The sequence below is a fragment of the Priestia iocasae genome, from assembly GCF_016909075.1.
GTDB classification, from domain to species: Bacteria; Bacillota; Bacilli; order Bacillales; family Bacillaceae_H; genus Priestia; species Priestia iocasae.
Genome location: NZ_JAFBFC010000007.1, coordinates 147,945 through 165,910 on the forward strand (window position 1 = coordinate 147,945; position 17,966 = coordinate 165,910).

The following is a 17,966-nucleotide window of genomic DNA, read 5'->3' on the forward strand; positions in this document are numbered from 1 at the left end:
ACAAAAGTTAGTAAAATAAATGAACGCAACAAAGTCTCCTCCTCTCGAGCATATTCGTACTGTTAGTTTGGCGATAGATGAAAAAATTCATAAATATAAAAAAATGGAAAAAATCCATTTAGAACGATAAGGTGTGTACGATTCATTGGAAGTTGTATAACATAGAAAATACAGGAAATAAAAAGCAGGGAACTTGTCGAAAATAAGTTTTATATGATAAAGTGACATGTAGTGACGTGTAATCTTAAACACAAAGTATTCGTATAGAGGTTATCGACATTTTGTGAATGTATGGAGTTGATGGAGATGGCAACAAAAGAAGAACATGTTCGTAAACCTGATTGGCTAAAAATCAAATTAAATACAAATGAAAATTACACTGGCTTAAAGAAAATGATGCGTGAAAAGAACTTACATACCGTTTGTGAGGAAGCTAGGTGTCCAAATATTCATGAATGTTGGGCTGTTCGTCGTACAGCAACGTTTATGATATTAGGGGAAGTTTGCACACGCGCATGTCGTTTCTGTGCGGTAAAAACAGGTCTACCTACAGAACTAGACTGGGAAGAGCCAGAACGAGTAGCAGATTCTGTTCAATTAATGAACTTAAAGCACGCAGTTATTACGGTAGTAGCACGTGACGATTTAAAAGATGGTGGAGCAGGTGTGCTAGCTGAAACAGTACGTGCAATTCGTCGTAAAAATCCATTTACAACAATTGAGGTTCTTCCTTCTGATATGGGTGGAGTCGAAGAAAATTTACGTATGGTGATGGATGCAAAGCCAGATATTTTAAATCATAACATCGAGACAGTTCGTAGTTTAACACCACGCGTTCGTGCTCGTGCAAAATACGATCGTTCGTTAGAATTTTTACGTCGTGCGAAAGAAATGCAACCGACGATCCCTACTAAATCAAGTATCATGCTTGGCTTAGGAGAAACAAAAGAAGAAATTATTGAAACAATGGATGACTTACGTGCTAATAATGTTGATATTATGACAATTGGTCAGTATTTACAGCCAACAAAGAAACATTTGAAAGTTCAAAAATATTATCATCCAAAAGAGTTTGACGAGCTAAAAGAAATTGCGTTAAGTAAAGGATTTAGTCACGTAGAGGCAGGTCCACTAGTTCGTTCATCTTACCATGCAGATGAGCAAGTAAACGCTGCTAAAAAGAATGATGTAGATAGTAAAACTTCATAATAATAAAAAGGTTGACCACGCATTGTGAGTCAACCTTTTTATATCTTACGTTTATTCCATCATATTTTTTCTTGTCGACGCTTTATCACGATCGTCCGTCATTGGCTCATTCAATTCGTTTTGACCTTCACCGTTTGCATCTTCCCCATCCGTCATTTTTCGGCCTTGAGGAGATTGAAGCATTTCTTTAATTGTTTGATCGATTGAGCTTTGGATATTTTTATCTCGAATATCTACTTGACTAAACCGTTCAATATCAGCAAAATGAGTTGAGTTATCAGAAACATATACGTGATAATAGCGAGGCACAACAGACATAGCTGTTCGCTTCACTTGATCGGCTGTTTCATTTCGGTTCTTTGTATCAGCTTTGTAAGCAATTAACACTTCTTCGTCTGTTACTAAAACAGCTACATCGTCTACAGTTGGAATTGCCGTGCTTAAGCGACTAATAGAATCAGCTGCCTGCTCGCGATCAAAGGTTGCAATATTTTGCGCCATTTGATTTTCATTAGCAACAGGGCTTTTCTGATGTCGTACGTAACCGTAACGATTGTTTTTCTTTTCATCGCGATTATACATGTCATTTGTTTCGGAAACGTTAATGGTGTTTCCGCTCTCGTATAGGGCTTGACCGTCGTTCTCATTCGCATTATCTTGACCTTGACAACCTGTAATAAGCATACTCATTGTTAGCATTGCTATGAGCATATATTTGTGCATGAAAAGCACCTCCTCTATTATATAGAGTGCAGAGATTGTCTGAAATTTTTCCTGTTAATTGATGGTTTAAGCATCATAATTATGGTATGGTAAATTTGAAGAAACGAGGTGACGACAATGATTTGTGTAGGTAGCACTTGCTATGAAATCGTAAAAGAAGAAAAAGAAGGGTTCAATGAAGAAGCTTTTAGAGGGCGTTATATTGATGTATTGGCCCGATACGATTACATTGTTGGAGATTGGGGTTACAATCAACTAAGACTTCGTGGCTTTTTTGACGATCAAAATCAAAAAGCGACATATGATACAAAAATTAGTACGCTACAAGATTATTTACAGGAATACTGTAATTTTGGCTGTTCGCATTTCGTATTGCGAAAAGTACATAAATAAAAAAAGCAAGGTAGAAAGACATTTTGTCCTTCTTCTTGCTTTTTATTTTGGCTTATTTAAACAATTTCATATAAAAATTCACGAAGTTCTTGTGCATCTTCTTCATCTAGCTTATAAGCATATTCTAAATAACCAGGTTCTTCTAAATCATCTTGACCAATGATAGCAAATCGTCCGCCTTGAATATCTAGTACAAGATGTTTTCCATAATAACGATCTGATTGAATGATGGCTAAATCAAACCGTTGCCTTTCTCCAACAAAGCTTACGAACCTTGTTTTTGTATCTACAAGGTCATCATATAAATAAAAACGCTCACTCATTAAAAAACGCCTCCTGCTTGCTTTTGTTTTTATCATATCAAACAGTTACTGAAACCAACATGATTAATTATAAATTCTCATTTAAAACATGCTAAGATAGACATAAGCTAAACAAGGAGGAACCTCATCATGTATTTTGTAGATCGTGAAAAAATTGAAGCGATACTTAAATTTCTAGAAACGAATATGGAGTTGTTCTCTACACAAAATCACTGGGAAAGTACGTTGGAAAAAAAGAGCCTAGAACGCCTTTCTCATTTAATGATTGAATCCATATTAGATGTAGGGAATGCGATGATTGACGGGTTTATTATGCGTGATCCTGGCAGTTATGAAGACATCATTGATATTTTAGTCGATGAGAAAGTGGTCACGAAAGAGCAGGATGCACCGTTAAAAGAAATTATTGGGCTACGCAAGCAGTTAGTTCAAGATTATCTAGAGATTAATCACAAAGAAGTTCAACAATGTATGGAGAGTCATTCTGATGTCATAAAAGACTTTCCTAACCGTGTAAGGGCTTACCTTGAAAATGAATTAGGACCTGTTTCAGCTTTTCGCAACTAACAAGCACAATGGTTGTTTTTTCTAAAGAAATAAGCTATGATACGCAAGTAATAGGGGACTGACTTTCAATAAGATAGTCAGCCCCTTTTTATCGTGTTACATACATAATAAAAAGGTTTTGGTTATGATAAGGGAAGATACATGCTATTGAAGGAGGCCAATTTGGTGAAGCAATATAAAGGTTATTTAATTGATCTTGATGGAACGATGTATAAAGGAACGGAACTAATTCAAGAAGCACGAGATTTTGTCATAGCATTAAAAGAAAAACAAATTCCTTATTTATTTGTTACAAACAATTCAACGAAAACACCAGAGCAAGTAGCGATGAAGCTTGAAACATTTGGGATTCCAGCAACAGAACAACAAGTCTTTACAACGAGTCAAGCAACCGCAAACTATTTACATGATCGTAAGCCAAATGGCTCTGCATATGTCATTGGTGGAGATGGCATTCGTCATGCTCTTACAGAAAAGGGATTGACGATTGAAGATGAGGGTACAGATTTTGTCGTAGTAGGTCTGGATCAAACGATTACGTATGAAAAATTGGCAAAAGCATGCTTGAATGTACGCAATGGTGCATTTTTCGTATCTACAAACGGAGATATTGCCATTCCGACGGAGAGAGGATTGCTACCAGGAAATGGTTCAATTACATCGGTGGTTACCGTATCAACTCAAACCAATCCCGTTTTTATTGGAAAGCCTGAAAGTATTATTATGGAGCAAGCTTTACAAGTGTTAGGGACGCCAAAAGAAGAAACATTAATGGTTGGTGACAACTATGACACAGATATTTTGGCTGGTATGAGAGCAGGATTAGATACATTACTTGTCCATACTGGTGTGACAACAAAAGAGTTGTTAACTGGATACAAAGAAAAACCAACATATGTTGTCGACTCATTAAAAGAATGGATTTCTCGTATTTGAAAATGAAGCTAAACGGTGTTTAAACCATAAAAAATCCTTTGCTTATCCATAAATGGATGGGCAGAGGATTTTTTATTGCTCTCGTTTCACTATTCAACATTAGCTGCGCGGTGAGCGAGTCGACTCGAAGCAGCTGCAGCAATGGCCCCAACGATATCATCAAGAAACGTGTGACAAGCACCAGAGGACTTAGAGTTTAATTTCTCTAAAATTCCTGGCTTTTGTTTGTCTACATATCCATAGTTTGTAAATCCAATTGATCCGTAGACATTCACAATGGATAAAGCCAAGATTTCATCAATGCCATATAACCCTTCATCTGCTGATAAAATGGACTGAAGTGGCTCTTCAATTAATCCTTTTTCTGTTAATACATCTAGCTGAATGCCAGTTAAAATGGCATTTTGTACTTCTCGTTTAGCAATCACTCGTTCAACGTTGTGTATGCATTCTTTCATGTCTAGGTTTGGGTGGTATTTTTGTTGCAAATAATAGACAAGATCTGCGATATCTTGGATGGTGACACCTCTTTCCTGTAACCATTGTCTTGCTTTCTTTTCTACTGCACTCATCTCATTTTTTTTCTCCAAATGATTTCACCTAATTTCATCATGTTTTAGTTAATGTCTTCTACATGGCTGGCTTCTTTCTATTAGTATTACTAAGATTGCTTAAATCATAAGGATGATCTCATGCAAAATATCAGTTGGAAATAAAGTGTGTAATTCTACTGTATTCTTAAAAGGGGAAAGATTATGACAAGTATCCATGCTACTTTACATATAATTTTATGAAATAAAAGAAAGAGGGATGGATATGTTAGAGACCATTTATGAACACTACGGGGTACGTCCAACAGAATTAATGACGATTGGCCAGCATAAAGGGTTTCAGTACCGAAATATACTATATACTATTATTAATGTGCGAAATATGGAACAAGAAGAGCTAACGGAGTTACATCAAATGAGCCAATTTTTAATGACGCAAGGTGACCGACAAGTAGCTACTCTTATGGCTAACCAGCAAGGTACAGGAGTTACTGAAACGGATGATCAGCGCTTTATCGTGTGTCGCTGTCCTATTTTCAATCCAGTTTCATCCTCTAATATTGGTAAAGAGCTTGCTTTGTTTCACCAAAGAGGACGAATGCTTCCTTATGAAGTTGAAAAGTGTAAGCGTTTAGGGCAGTGGAAGTCAATGTGGGAAACGCGGCTCGATCAGATGGAGAAATTTTGGTATAGCAAAGTACAAGAACATCCGAATCATGAAATGGAAAAGAAGTTTATTGAGTCATTCCCTTACTATGTAGGATTGACAGAGAATGCGATTCAGTACTTAGTCGATACAGAAATCGATGATTTACCACGTACTATCGATACCGCCACGATTTGTCATCATCGATTTACCGCTCAAACTTGGGGCGAAAATTATTATTACAAATTGCCAATTGATTGGGTATTTGATCACCCTAGTCGAGACCTAGCTGAATACATTAGGGCAAATTATATGAAACATAATCACCGTATTCATAAGCAAACCATTCATGAGTTCTTAAGTGAATATGAAACGGTGAGCCCACTATCTTCCTTTGCTTGGAGACTTTTATACGCTCGATTATTATTCCCTGTTCATTATTTTGAGGTGATTGAAGGGTATTATAGTAGCCGAGATAAAAACGTTCAACACGGGTATTTTAAGCAGCTAGAAAGCATCTTACAGCACTCTAATGCATACGAGCAATTTCTAAAGCAATTTTATTCATTTGTGGGCATTACCGCTACACGTTATAACATTCCAGAACTGACATGGTTAAGCAGTTAACGATAAGTAAGATATTCATCTATGGTACAATGTTGTCATGTACACGCTTACTTTTGACAACGAGGTGGGAAGAACAAATGAAACCATATGTATTCATTACACGAAAATTACCAGATGAATTAGTAAAGCCTTTAATGGATGTAGCGGAAGTCGAGATGTGGAATAAGGAGGAAGAGCCTGTTCCAGCTCAGTTATTACGTGAGAAGGCAAACCGTGCAACAGCACTGTTAACGATGCTATCAGATACCATTGATGAATCATTATTAGATGCTTCTCCTCACTTAAAGGTTATTGCAAACTTAGCCGTAGGATTTGATAATATTGACGTTCCAGTTGCGACGAAGCGAAACATTGTCATTTGCAATACACCAGATGTGTTGTCAGATACGACAGCAGATTTAACATTTGGTTTATTAATGGCAACGGCAAGACGTCTTATTGAATCTGCAAATTACGTAAAAGAAGGTAAATGGCAAGGCTGGAGTCCTTATTTATTGGCAGGGCATGATATTCACCATAAAACGATTGGTATCGTAGGGATGGGGAAAATCGGGCAGGCGCTAGCCAAACGTGCAACGGGTTTTGAGATGGAAATTTTATATCATAACCGCAGTCGTAATGAAGTAGCAGAACAACAATTAAACGCAACGTATTGTTCGTTCGATGACTTATTAACAAAGTCAGATTATGTGGTTTGCTTAACACCTTTGACGAACGAAACAAAGCATCTATTCAACAAACAAGCGTTTCAAAAGATGAAATCCTCAGCCATTTTTGTTAATGCTTCACGTGGTGCTGTCGTAGATGAGGAAGCTCTCGTTGAAGCACTTCAAACAGGTGACATTGCAGCTGCAGGATTAGATGTTTTTACAAAAGAACCAATAGATGTTGATCACCCGTTACTATCATTATCAAACGTTGTAGCGCTTCCTCATATCGGGAGTGCGAGTATTGAGACGCGCACGGTTATGATGAAATTATGCGTTGAGAACATTATTCGCTTGTTACAAAATCAAGATCCCAAAACCATTGTGAATAAAGAATTACTTTCACAAAATTGTTAAAGATTTGTAAAAGGCATTTTCAATTGCTGAAAATGTCTTTTTTCTGTTAAAAAGAGGAAAGAAGCATGGTATGATAATAAATAAAATATTTTTAAAATTTTAAACTATCTTGATATACCGTAGTCTACAGCAGTTATAAGATACTTTTCAAAAAAGAAGGGTCTTGTAAAAAAACAGAAGAGGTTCTATAATGTCCTCTATAAGAAAACATTTGTTTACGTATAAAATACACAGGGGTGGATAACATGGCAAATAGCATCAAGATTGGTTTATTAGGTCTAGGAACGGTTGGAAGTGGTGTTGTAAAAATTATTGAAAATCATCAAGACAAATTAATGCATCAAGTTGGGTGTCCAGTAGAAGTCCAAAAAGTACTTGTAAAGGACTTATCTAAGGCAAGGGGTGTAGACATCCCTTCTGAAAAGCTAACAACTAATGTAGAAGACATTTTACATAATCCGGATGTAGACGTTGTTATTGAAGTAATGGGTGGCATTGAACATACAAGAGATTATATCTTAACGGCGTTACGAAATAAAAAGCACGTTGTAACAGCAAATAAAGATTTAATGGCTTTATACGGATCGGAATTACTAACAGTCGCTTCTGAAAGTGGGTGTGACTTGTTTTATGAAGCAAGTGTAGCCGGAGGCATTCCAATTCTTCGTAGTTTAGTAGAAGGATTAGCATCAGATCGTATTACAAAAATGATGGGGATTGTAAATGGAACAACAAACTTCATTTTAACGAAGATGATGAACGAAGGTAGTGCATATGAAGAAGTATTAAAAGAAGCGCAAGATTTAGGATATGCAGAATCCGATCCAACAGCCGATGTAGAAGGATTAGATGCAGCACGAAAAATGGCGATTCTATCAACGTTAGGCTTCTCGATGAAAATTGACTTGGATGATGTACGGGTTCAAGGAATCACGAATGTCACAGAAGAAGACTTACAATATAGTAAGCAATTAGGCTATACAATGAAATTAATTGGGTATGCACATCGAGATGGTGAAAACGTCGAAGTAAGCGTAGAGCCAACGTTACTAGCAAACGCACATCCGCTTGCTTCTGTAAATGATGAATACAATGCTGTGTATGTGTACGGAGAAGCAGTAGGTGAAACGATGTTTTATGGACCAGGTGCAGGTAGCCTTCCAACAGCAACAGCGGTTGTGTCTGATTTAGTTGGAGTTATGAAAAATATGCGTCTAGGTGTGAACGGGAAAAGCGCCGTTACACCACAATATCCAAAGCAACTAAAAGAAGCAAAAGATGTGTATTCAAAATATTTCTTACGTATTCACGTAAAAGATCAAGTTGGTGCATTTGCAACATTAACATCACTGTTCTCTGAAAGAGGTGTAAGTTTTGAAAAAATCATTCAGTTACCAGTGAAAAATAGTGAATTAGCTGAAATTGTAGTTGTTACGCATAAATCATCATTAAAAGATTATGAAGAAATTGTTCAGCAGTTACGAGATTTATCCATTGTAGAAAGTGTAAAAAGTAGTTACCGAGTTGAGGGAGTGGGAGAAGTATGATGTGGAAAGGCTTATTAGCTCAGTATAAAGAGTATTTACCAGTCACAGAACAAACACCGATGCTGACTTTACATGAAGGGAATACACCTCTCATTCATTTAGCCAACTTGTCAAAGCAGCTAGGAATCAATCTACACGTAAAAGTAGAAGGTACAAACCCAACAGGTTCATTCAAAGACCGTGGGATGGTTATGGCTGTAGCAAAAGCAAAAGAAGAGGGCAGTCATACAGTAATTTGCGCTTCAACAGGGAATACGTCAGCAGCAGCGGCAGCTTATGCTTCACGAGCAGGTATGCGCTGTATTATCGTTATTCCAAACGGCAAAATTGCAATGGGTAAGCTTGCTCAAGCAGTTATGTATGGTGCTGAAATTGTAGCGATTGAAGGAAACTTTGATCAAGCATTAGCGATGGTACGTAAATTAAGTGAAACAGCACCTGTAACGCTAGTAAACTCTGTGAATCCTTATCGAATTGAAGGCCAAAAAACGGCAGCTTTTGAAGTATGTGATCAATTAGGTAAAGCGCCAGATGTTCTAGCAATCCCTGTAGGAAATGCAGGCAACATTACAGCTTACTGGAAAGGTTTTAAAGAATACAATGACCATCATCAAACAGGTCTTCCTAAAATGCACGGATTTGAAGCAGAAGGAGCAGCGGCAATTGTTCGTGGCGAAGTCATTGAAAATCCTGAAACGATTGCGACAGCCATTCGCATCGGCAATCCAGCAAGTTGGGAGTATGCGGTTCAAGCAGCCAATGAATCACAAGGCAAGATTGATGAAGTAACAGATGAAGAAATCATTGAAGCATATCGTCTAATCGCTAAAAGTGAAGGTGTATTCGCCGAGCCAGGCTCTTGTGCATCTATCGCTGGCGTTTTAAAAGATGTAAAGTCAGGAAAGATTCCACAAGGTTCGACGGTTGTGGCCGTATTAACGGGTAATGGTTTAAAAGACCCTAACGTTGCCATTGATGTGAATGAGGTGTCTCCAACGGTATTACCGAACGATGATCAAAAGGTGTTTGAACATATTCAAGGTGTTGTGGCATCATGCTAGGTAGCGAAAGAGCCATCATTAAAGTCCCTGCAAGCTCTGCTAACATTGGGCCAGGGTTTGACTCTATTGGTATGGCATTATCAAGATATTTAACATTGAAGATAGAGTTAGCGGACGAGTGGGTGTTTATCCCCCAATCAGAGGAAGTTGAATCGATTCCAACAGGAAAAGATAATTTGATGTATGAAGTAGCGCTAGAAGTTGCTACTTCATACAAAGTGAATCTTCCAGCAGCGAAAGTGTATGTAAGTAGTGATATCCCATTAGCTCGAGGATTAGGAAGTAGTGCATCAGCGATTGTAGCGGGTATAGAGTTAGCCAGTTTACTATGTCAATTAAATCTTTCGATAGATGAAAAGTTGAGAATCGCAAGTGTGATGGAGGGACACCCTGACAATGTGAGTCCATCCTTATATGGAGGAATTGTTGTTGGATATCACCATAAAGACGATACATATATCACACAAGTTCCTTATGCAGACGTAGATGTTGTGATGGTTATTCCTAAATACGAATTAAAAACAACGGATGCGCGTGATGTGTTACCAAAGCAGCTTTCCTATCAGGAGGCAGTAGAAGCAGGAGCGGTAGGTAATATGTTAGTTGCTGCACTAATGAAAGGGAATTGGCCGTTAGTCGGTACGTTAATGGAAAAAGATTTGTATCATGAGCCTTATCGAATGTCTTTAGTGGCAGAATTACCGATTGTAAGAGAAGAAGCAAAAAAGATAGGAGCATATGGAGTGGCACTAAGCGGGGCAGGACCAAGCATTTTGTGTTTAGCTCGTAAGGGAGACGGCGAACGTATTGTGAACTCACTGCGCAAAATCGTTCCTCATTGTGAAGTAGATGTGTTAACAATTGACCATCGTGGCGTGCAAGTTCACAAAGAAGCCATCACAACATGTAACTAATTCACAGAATGGGGGCTGAGGATATCTCAAAAGAAAGGAATTGCCCTTTTTGAGATACCTTCAGCCACATCTTAATCCTTTTTTACGTTAGGTGTTTGCAGAAGAAAAACCGTATTTTTCTAATTCATTGTACACGCTTTTTAACTTAGGATTTCCTTCGCCAACGACGGTTCCGTTAATCACAACAACTGGATAAAACATCTCTTCCTCAATGACTCGTTGAGAAAATTGTTGTTTATTCTCATCTTCTGGTGGATTGTAAATGTCCACATACGTAATATGAAAGGATTGGTTTGGGAACTTCCTTGCTAAAGCAGCTTCTAACCATTCATACGTATCTTTAGAAGAAGGTAGATTAACACAGCTAGCGCAAATAACATCCGCTCCGTAAATACAAATCTCTACTTGTGGTGCAACCATCGTGATCTCCCCCTTATATTCATTATACATTATCCATTAAGCAGAGTACTCTCTAAAATCATTTGCAAAATAGGAACGAATCTCATCTTAATAAGCTGCACAATACGTTCTTGATTAAAGAGGGGAACATTACCGGGTATAGATGAATAGATTTTTTTAAGAAGACAGTTTATAATAAATATAAAGAAAGGAGTCGATAAACATGACAGAAATCGAAATGAAAGAACAAGTACAAGAAGTATTAGATAAACTTCGTCCATTCTTATTACGTGATGGTGGAGATTGTGAATTAGTAGATATCGAGGATGGGATTGTAAAATTACGTCTACTTGGTGCTTGTGGTAGCTGCCCAAGTTCTACAATTACATTAAAAGCTGGTATTGAACGTGCGCTTTTAGAAGAAGTACCAGGTGTTGTAGAAGTAGAGCAAGTATTCTAATTTAAACCATCATATCGTGTTATAGAGTAAAAGAGGCTATCCAGTTAAATTGGATAGCCTCCTTTGGTTTACATTTATCCATTATGGTATTTGTACATCCAAAGAATACCTGATTTTAAAAGACGAGCTACGCGCCCTGTAATTGCTCGATCATTAACAAGTCCAAAACCATGCTTTTTACCAAGGGATCCTAACACGCCTTTTAACTTAATTGTTGGAAGCTCTTCGGGAAGAGGTTCGTTATTCCAGCGTTTCATCAAAACTTGCACAATTTGCTCTGCTTGACCTTCTGCTAATTGAGCACTAGGTGCATGTGGTAAGCTTGCACAATCTCCCACTACGTAGACATGTTCATCATTTGGTAAATGATGATGCTTTGTTAAAATAACGCGACCTTGAAGGTCTTTTTCCACATCTAAATCACGAACAACTTTATTTGGTTGAATGCCAGCTGTCCACACAATTACATCACTATGGATAGGATTATCATGATTATAAAGGATATTTTCTTCGACTCTTGTTATGTTGGCTTTGTTAATCACTTCAATTCCATGAGAAGTAAACCATCCTTGAACATAATTACTTAAACGCTCAGGAAATGCTGATAAAATTAAGTTACCTCGATCGAATAACTTTACTTTTAAGTCAGGGCGACTTTCATGTAATTCACTTGCTAGTTCTACACCACTTAGCCCTGCACCAACAATCGAAACGGTTGCATGAGCAGGTAAGTTATTAAGCATTTGATAGGTTCTTCTTGAAGAATCAATTGATTGAATACTGTGCGTATGTTCTGGCGCTCCTGGAACATTGTGATATTTATCTTCGCAGCCTAGACCGATAACTAGGTCGTCATACAGGATAGGATCTTCGTTTTCTAGGTGAACTTTCTTTTCATCTAAGTCGACATGTGTGACACTGCCGTAACGGATTGATAATTGAGGGTGTTCTGGAAAAGCGACGCGCACATGCTGATCTGAAATTGTACCAGCTGCTAATGCATAAAACTCTGTTTTAAGAGAATGATAAGGAGCCTTATCAACAAGTGTTACTTGAATATCATTGGGTAATTGAGTTGGAAAAAGTCTATGTAAGATACGCATCCCACCGTATCCACCGCCTAGAATAACAAGGTTCTTCATTTGGATTTCTCCTTTAGCTTCGTACTTTTATTTTTCTCTATCTCTTTATAAATAGAAAGAACTTCATGTATAGAAGCTTAATGTAAGCACTTTCTATGAAGTAGCATATTTTATTAAAATAGCATTTTGTGGTGACATGATTAGTGATTATGTACCTAAAAGTATAACTAAATTAGTGTAAAACCACAATATGTTTCAACATAATTTCGACATAAACTTATGAAAGCGCACGTCAGTTTTTGTATTTGACGTATGTATTGAAACAAGTTAGATTAAAATTAAGTAGCGAGGTGAGAAATTTGATTAAGCCAATTATTGAGTTTTGTATTAGCAATTTAGCAAGTGGATCTCAAAAAGCTTTAGAAAAGCTAGAAAAAGACTCTAATTTAGACATTATTGAATATGGCTGCCTTGGTTATTGTGGGAAGTGCGCACAGTCACTCTTTGCACTTGTCAATGGAGAAATTGTAATGGGTGAAACACCAGATGAGTTAGTTGACAATATCTATATTCATCTCGAAGAAAATCCTATGTTTTAATCTCTGTTTGGTTAAACTTAATGAAAAGGCGCTTTTTTTAGGACAGGCTATGAGTCATGATTCACTTTACATTCATAAATGAAGCGGCAGAATGAAAGATAATGTTCTTTTGTCTGCCGCTTTTGTTATGCTCTTTTTTTATTTCGTTCTCTTAATTCGTACCATCGTTCTCTTGTCATTGAAATAATTTTCTGGTCAGAGTGCTGTCCATGCTTTTGAATGATTTGAGAAAAATAAAACGTAGCTTGTTGTTCATTATCTAATCGTAAATAAAGCTCACCAATCATATATAACATCTTTACAATGCTCATTTGACTATCTCGGGAATCATCAACAAGGTAAGATTCTTCATAGTGATGTAGAGCATACTTCATGAAATGTGCTTCACGTTTACTATCTTCATTTATTCGATAGAGCCATGATAATCGAAGCAATATACTAGCGATGGTTATATGCTTTTCCTTTTTGATAACGGAGCAAAAAAGAGCAAGCTTGTAAGCTTTAATTGCATCTTCAATCGTACGCTCTTGTCCGTAGTCTTGTTCAATCCAATGAGCACTCACTTTTTCCTTTAACTCCAAATCAGTGTTTAGGAGAAAAGATGGAGAGAAATCTTCTGTGGCAGAGTATCCGCATGTTGGACAAACATGTACATGATAGAACAGTGGATTTAAATGTGCATTTTCATAAAAAGTAAAAAAATCAGTGTCATATTTAATAGGACGAACAAAGCGTGAGCGGATTTTTTTAGTCGTATACTCTTTTTTGCATAGCGCACATGTGATTGTTTTATCATAAAGAGGGGTGAGAGGTTCCATTTTTAATATCCTCCTCAAAATTAGGATTAATAGCCTGGTGATAGTCTTAAAAGACTATTTTAATTATACATCTTTTTGGTAATAAAGTTATAGATAGTTAGCGGATTTTTTGAGAGTTGTATGTCTTCACTCTCTTTAGTGTGTAGAAAGGAGAACACAACAAAAAACTCCTCGATACAATATAATCAAGGAGTCAAAAACGGGGGATGTTATCATTGTGTACGTTTGAGAATCATTTTATACTATACTTAACAAATTTATAGAAAAGTAAAACGAATAGGTGATGAGATGAAAAGCTTTCAGTTTACAAAGATGCATGGCTTAGGGAACAGCTACATTTATGTAAATATGTTTAAAGAAAAAATTAAAGAAGAGGAATTACCATCTTTAGCAATAAAGGTTGCAAATGTATATACGGGTATCGGATCAGATGGATTAATTCTGATTTGTCCTTCAAATGTAGCTGATGTAAAAATGCGTGTATTTAATAATGATGGTTCTGAGGCAAAGAATTGTGGAAATGGGTTACGATGCGTTGCCAAATACGCGTATGAGCATAAGCTAGTAGAAGAAAATAGATTTTCAATTGAAACACTATCAGGGGTTGTACAAGCAGAGGTACATGTGAAGGATGAAGTCGTCGATCAAGTGACAGTTGATATGGGCCAGCCGCGTTTATCACGCGCAGAGATTCCAATGATTGGTGAAAATCAGGATATGATTGTGTCTGAGCAAGCAGTATTTGCAAATCAAACCTATGAAATTACAACGGTGTCCATGGGAAATCCACATGTTATTTTTTATGTTGATCAAATTGAAGAAGCACCATTAACCACACTTGGTCCAATTGTAGAAAAAGATGAGCGTTTTCCTGATGGGGTAAATGTTGAATTTGTTGAAGTGGTAAACGAGCAAGAGCTACATTTCCGCGTATGGGAAAGAGGCTCAGGAGTTACACAAGCATGTGGAACAGGTGCTTGTGCAGCGGTTGTGGCTTCGGTTTTAAATCATTACACGAAGCGTGATATCCCAACAATCGTCCACTTAGCTGGAGGAGATTTAACCATCACATGGACGAACGAAGGAGCTGTTTTAATGACAGGTCCTGCTGAAATCATTTGTAAAGGTGAATACTATTATTAATGAAATCACATCATTTGTGACTTTTACGATTCAAGAGTATACTAAAATGATAAGAAGGAGGTTGATCATATGAGTGAAGCTATCCTAACAATTACAGAAGCAGCAAGCTTTCAAATAAAAGATATGATGAAAGAACATGGTGAGGAGAACGCGTATCTGCGCGTAACGATTAAAGGTGGCGGCTGTAGTGGCTTGTCATATGGAATGGGTTTTGATCATGAAGTTCAAGATGAGGATATGTTATTTGAACAGCATGGCATTAACGTATTAGTAGACAAAGAAAGTGCCCCTATTTTACGAGATGTGAAAATCGACTACAAACAGTCTATGCTAGGTGGCGGTTTTACCATCGATAATCCAAACGCCATTGCCAACTGTGGTTGTGGCTCTTCGTTCCGTACGGCGACAAATGCCGGGAAGCCCGAAGAGTGTTAATACGAAGCCTGTGTACGGTCTTAAAGTACGCAGGCTTTTTTAATTAGGATAGTATTGAAAGCGCTTTTATATAATGGTAAAATTAGGCATAGAAAACGTTTACAGGGAGAGCTGATCTGGTATGTCGGTGACAATTAAGGACGTAGCAAAACAAGCAAATGTATCTGTTGCAACAGTATCTCGAATTCTAAATAATCTGCCGGGCTATTCAGAAGAAACGAAACAAAAAGTAGTGAAAGTCATTGATGAACTTGGTTATCAGCCAAACGCTATTGCGAGAGGGTTGATTAGCAAGAAAACAAACACAATGGGTGTTCTACTCCCAAAGGTTTCTGATTTGTTTGCTAGTGAAATATTAGCTGGAATCGAAGATGTTGCACATGAATTTGATCATAGCGTTATCATTTGTAAAACAGATAAAGATGGTACTCGAACAATGAAGTATTTGCAGACATTACGAGAAAAGCAAGTAGATGGGATTATCATTGTTAGTGAATATATTACAAAAGAATATTATGACATGTTAACAAGAATGAATATCCCAGTTGTTTTGGTTGCAACTCAATCAAATTACGATATCCCGTGTATTAAAGTAGACGACTTTAAGGCTTCTTATGAAGCAGTAACATATCTTCTTGACAAAGGGCATATACATATCGGAATGATTTCAGGTACAAGAAGCGACAAGATGACAACAACTCCTCGTGTACATGGATATCGACAAGCGTTAATTGATTCTGGGCTACCCTTTACAGAGAATGCTGTTGCATATGGTGATTTTGGATTTCAAAGTGGGATAGAATGCATGCAACAACTATTAAGCCATCAGAAACATTTAACAGCTGTTTTTTGTGCAAGTGATGAAATGGCCATCGGTGCATTATCTTATTTATATAAGCAGGGCATTAAAGTTCCAGAGCAAATATCGTTGCTTGGTTATGATAATACGGCTACCGCCCAAAAAGCAATTCCACCGTTAACAACTATCGAACAACCTTTATATAAAATGGGAAGAAGGGCATTTGAAGTGCTCATTAAAGGAGAAAGAAAGGTTAATCTTATCTATCCACATCGCATCATTGAACGCGATACAGTTACGAATAGAGAGCCTATTGCTTTACTAAATAAATGAAAAAAACTGTGTCAGAAATCATTCTTCTGACACAGTTTTTTCATTAGCTAAACATTGAAGTACTATGCATTGGCTGTAGACGTGCTTTTGGATCAATGTAAGCTTTCGCATTATTAACAGCCGTTGGGCCTTCACCAAATCCAGCAACGATTAATTTCACTTTTCCTTCATATGTGCAAATGTCACCAGCAGCGTAAATACCTGGTACATTGGTTTCTTGCTTCGTATTCACGACAATGGAATTTTTCTCAATGTCTAATTCCCATTCTTTAATCGGTCCTAATGACGAGACGAATCCAAAGTTTACAATGACATCATCTACATCGATCACTTCTTTTTCCTCATCTTTTGTGTTTTCCAATACTACTTGTGTAATTCGGTCGTCACCAATTAGCTCTACAGGAATATAAGGTGTTTTAATCTCCACAGCGGAGTTCTTTAAGCTTTCTACACTATGCTCATGAGCACGGAATTTGTCTCGACGATGCGTAAGAATTACTTTTTCAGCAATTGGCTCAAGCATTAATGCCCAATCAACAGCAGAATCTCCACCGCCACAAACTAATACCTTTTTACCTTTAAATTTATTCATATCATCTACAAAATAGTGAAGGTTTGATTTCTCAAACTGAACAGCATTATCTAGTTCAATTTTTCTTGGTTGAAATGCACCGTTTCCGGCTGTAATAATAATAGTCTTTGAATAATGAATTTCTTCATTTGTTGTTAATTTAAATACACCGTCAGCTTGTTTTTCTACTTTTTCTACTGCTTGTTCTAAGGAAACAGTAGGATTAAATTGTTTCATTTGTTCCTTTAAGTTATCAACAAGCTCTTGTGCGCGAATCTTTGGAAAACCAGCTACATCATAAATGTATTTTTCTGGATAAAGAGCGGAGAGTTGTCCACCAAGTTGCGGCAGGCTTTCAATGATTTTCACACTTGCCTGTCTCATACCACCGTAAAAAGCGGTAAATAGTCCAGTAGGTCCTCCCCCAATGATGGTAATATCGTATACGTTTTTATCTTCTCTCAACATGATCACCTCTATAATTATGTATAAAATAGTTTATTACTTTATGATAACATAAGGCAATTTAAACGTTTAGGAAGCTTCCTTATTTATCATCTATTACGATTGCATCTCTTGCTTTTAAAAAATAAGGCTTCTTTATTATAGTTTTTTCGATAAGAATTTGTTTAACCCTGCAAACAACAGGGGAATTTTTAGGAGAAGAATGAAAATTTTAAACGTTTCAAATCATGGAATAGGGCTTGAAAAAGTTTGCAAAAAAGAATATGATGTTTGATAGACATATTGTTAATTTTTTATGACA

General features: G+C 37.1%; 21 protein-coding genes. 14 read left to right on the forward strand and 7 right to left on the reverse strand.

Translation table 11 applies throughout. From position 1 onward, the window contains the following. Positions 1-306: 306 nt before the first annotated feature. On the forward strand, positions 307-1,209 hold the full coding sequence (gene lipA / locus JOC83_RS17030) for a lipoyl synthase (protein ID WP_205188593.1): 903 nt from the start codon (positions 307-309) through the stop codon (positions 1,207-1,209). A 51-nt stretch (positions 1,210-1,260) separates the two neighbouring features. Here lipA and JOC83_RS17035 read toward each other — a convergent pair whose 3' ends face one another. After that, entirely contained in the window at positions 1,261-1,932 is a 672-nt protein-coding gene (locus JOC83_RS17035; protein WP_205188594.1) for a YhcN/YlaJ family sporulation lipoprotein, read from the reverse strand. A gap of 117 nt (positions 1,933-2,049) precedes the next feature. On the opposite strand from JOC83_RS17035, the gene JOC83_RS17040 reads away from it, so the two are divergent. Beyond that, the gene (locus JOC83_RS17040; RefSeq protein ID WP_205188595.1) at positions 2,050-2,325 is read left to right on the forward strand and encodes a YutD family protein; all 276 of its coding nucleotides are present in this window, start codon (positions 2,050-2,052) and stop codon (positions 2,323-2,325) included. A gap of 56 nt (positions 2,326-2,381) precedes the next feature. Here the strand turns inward: JOC83_RS17040 and JOC83_RS17045 are convergent, their stop codons facing one another. Then, positions 2,382-2,648, reverse strand: a complete 267-nt coding sequence (locus tag JOC83_RS17045; protein ID WP_205188596.1) for a DUF3055 domain-containing protein — start codon at positions 2,646-2,648, stop codon at positions 2,382-2,384. 129 nt (positions 2,649-2,777) lie between these two features. Between JOC83_RS17045 and hepT the strand changes: the two genes are divergently transcribed. Together hepT and JOC83_RS17055 are read left to right on the forward strand one after the other, a co-directional pair. After that, entirely contained in the window at positions 2,778-3,215 is a 438-nt protein-coding gene (gene hepT, locus JOC83_RS17050; RefSeq protein ID WP_205188597.1) for a type VII toxin-antitoxin system HepT family RNase toxin, read from the forward strand. A gap of 165 nt (positions 3,216-3,380) precedes the next feature. After that, the gene (locus tag JOC83_RS17055; protein ID WP_205188598.1) at positions 3,381-4,151 is read left to right on the forward strand and encodes a TIGR01457 family HAD-type hydrolase; all 771 of its coding nucleotides are present in this window, start codon (positions 3,381-3,383) and stop codon (positions 4,149-4,151) included. A gap of 89 nt (positions 4,152-4,240) precedes the next feature. On the opposite strand, the gene JOC83_RS17060 is transcribed toward JOC83_RS17055, so the two are convergent. Further along, positions 4,241-4,723, reverse strand: coding sequence for a phosphatidylglycerophosphatase A family protein (locus tag JOC83_RS17060; RefSeq protein WP_378912756.1), 483 nt, complete (start codon positions 4,721-4,723; stop codon positions 4,241-4,243). A 244-nt stretch (positions 4,724-4,967) separates the two neighbouring features. Here JOC83_RS17060 and yutH point away from each other — a divergent pair, with 244 nt between their 5' ends. The 5 genes from yutH (at position 4,968) to thrB (ending at position 10,561) form a co-directional block, all read left to right on the forward strand. After that, a complete protein-coding gene (yutH, locus tag JOC83_RS17065) occupies positions 4,968-5,975 on the forward strand; it encodes a spore coat putative kinase YutH (RefSeq protein WP_205188600.1) in 1,008 nt (335 codons plus the stop codon). Positions 5,976-6,052: 77 nt separating this feature from the next. After that, complete coding sequence (locus JOC83_RS17070; RefSeq protein WP_205188601.1) at positions 6,053-7,039, forward strand: 2-hydroxyacid dehydrogenase; 987 nt, start codon at positions 6,053-6,055, stop codon at positions 7,037-7,039. Positions 7,040-7,284: 245 nt separating this feature from the next. Further along, complete coding sequence (locus JOC83_RS17075; protein WP_205188602.1) at positions 7,285-8,586, forward strand: homoserine dehydrogenase; 1,302 nt, start codon at positions 7,285-7,287, stop codon at positions 8,584-8,586. Then, entirely contained in the window at positions 8,586-9,647 is a 1,062-nt protein-coding gene (gene thrC, locus JOC83_RS17080; protein ID WP_205188673.1) for a threonine synthase, read from the forward strand. Before JOC83_RS17075 ends, thrC begins: the two co-directional genes overlap by 1 nt. Continuing rightward, entirely contained in the window at positions 9,641-10,561 is a 921-nt protein-coding gene (gene thrB, locus JOC83_RS17085; protein ID WP_205188603.1) for a homoserine kinase, read from the forward strand. Before thrC ends, thrB begins: the two co-directional genes overlap by 7 nt. An 87-nt stretch (positions 10,562-10,648) precedes the next feature. On the opposite strand, the gene JOC83_RS17090 is transcribed toward thrB, so the two are convergent. After that, positions 10,649-10,981: a YuzD family protein gene (locus JOC83_RS17090; RefSeq protein ID WP_205188604.1), complete on the reverse strand. Its 333-nt coding sequence runs from the start codon at positions 10,979-10,981 to the stop codon at positions 10,649-10,651. Between the two features lie 202 nt (positions 10,982-11,183). On the opposite strand from JOC83_RS17090, the gene JOC83_RS17095 reads away from it, so the two are divergent. After that, on the forward strand, positions 11,184-11,420 hold the full coding sequence (locus JOC83_RS17095; protein WP_205188605.1) for a NifU family protein: 237 nt from the start codon (positions 11,184-11,186) through the stop codon (positions 11,418-11,420). A gap of 74 nt (positions 11,421-11,494) precedes the next feature. On the opposite strand, the gene JOC83_RS17100 is transcribed toward JOC83_RS17095, so the two are convergent. Continuing rightward, a complete protein-coding gene (locus JOC83_RS17100) occupies positions 11,495-12,562 on the reverse strand; it encodes an NAD(P)/FAD-dependent oxidoreductase (RefSeq protein WP_205188606.1) in 1,068 nt (355 codons plus the stop codon). A gap of 299 nt (positions 12,563-12,861) precedes the next feature. Here JOC83_RS17100 and JOC83_RS17105 point away from each other — a divergent pair, with 299 nt between their 5' ends. Continuing rightward, positions 12,862-13,101 (forward strand): YuzB family protein, encoded by a 240-nt coding sequence (locus tag JOC83_RS17105; RefSeq protein ID WP_205188607.1) that lies wholly within the window; start codon positions 12,862-12,864, stop codon positions 13,099-13,101. A 125-nt stretch (positions 13,102-13,226) separates the two neighbouring features. On the opposite strand, the gene JOC83_RS17110 is transcribed toward JOC83_RS17105, so the two are convergent. Next, positions 13,227-13,919, reverse strand: a complete 693-nt coding sequence (locus JOC83_RS17110; RefSeq protein ID WP_205188608.1) for a DUF2225 domain-containing protein — start codon at positions 13,917-13,919, stop codon at positions 13,227-13,229. A gap of 288 nt (positions 13,920-14,207) precedes the next feature. On the opposite strand from JOC83_RS17110, the gene dapF reads away from it, so the two are divergent. The 3 genes from dapF (at position 14,208) to JOC83_RS17125 (ending at position 16,629) form a co-directional block, all read left to right on the forward strand. After that, positions 14,208-15,062 carry a diaminopimelate epimerase gene (dapF, locus tag JOC83_RS17115; protein WP_205188609.1) on the forward strand — a complete coding sequence of 285 codons (855 nt, stop codon included), beginning with the start codon at positions 14,208-14,210 and terminating at the stop codon, positions 15,060-15,062. Positions 15,063-15,131: 69 nt separating this feature from the next. Further along, complete coding sequence (locus tag JOC83_RS17120) at positions 15,132-15,497, forward strand: HesB/IscA family protein (protein ID WP_205188610.1); 366 nt, start codon at positions 15,132-15,134, stop codon at positions 15,495-15,497. A gap of 121 nt (positions 15,498-15,618) precedes the next feature. Beyond that, a complete protein-coding gene (locus JOC83_RS17125) occupies positions 15,619-16,629 on the forward strand; it encodes a LacI family DNA-binding transcriptional regulator (RefSeq protein WP_205188611.1) in 1,011 nt (336 codons plus the stop codon). 43 nt (positions 16,630-16,672) lie between these two features. On the opposite strand, the gene JOC83_RS17130 is transcribed toward JOC83_RS17125, so the two are convergent. Further along, positions 16,673-17,668, reverse strand: coding sequence for an NAD(P)/FAD-dependent oxidoreductase (locus tag JOC83_RS17130; protein WP_378912711.1), 996 nt, complete (start codon positions 17,666-17,668; stop codon positions 16,673-16,675). Positions 17,669-17,966 lie beyond the last annotated feature (298 nt).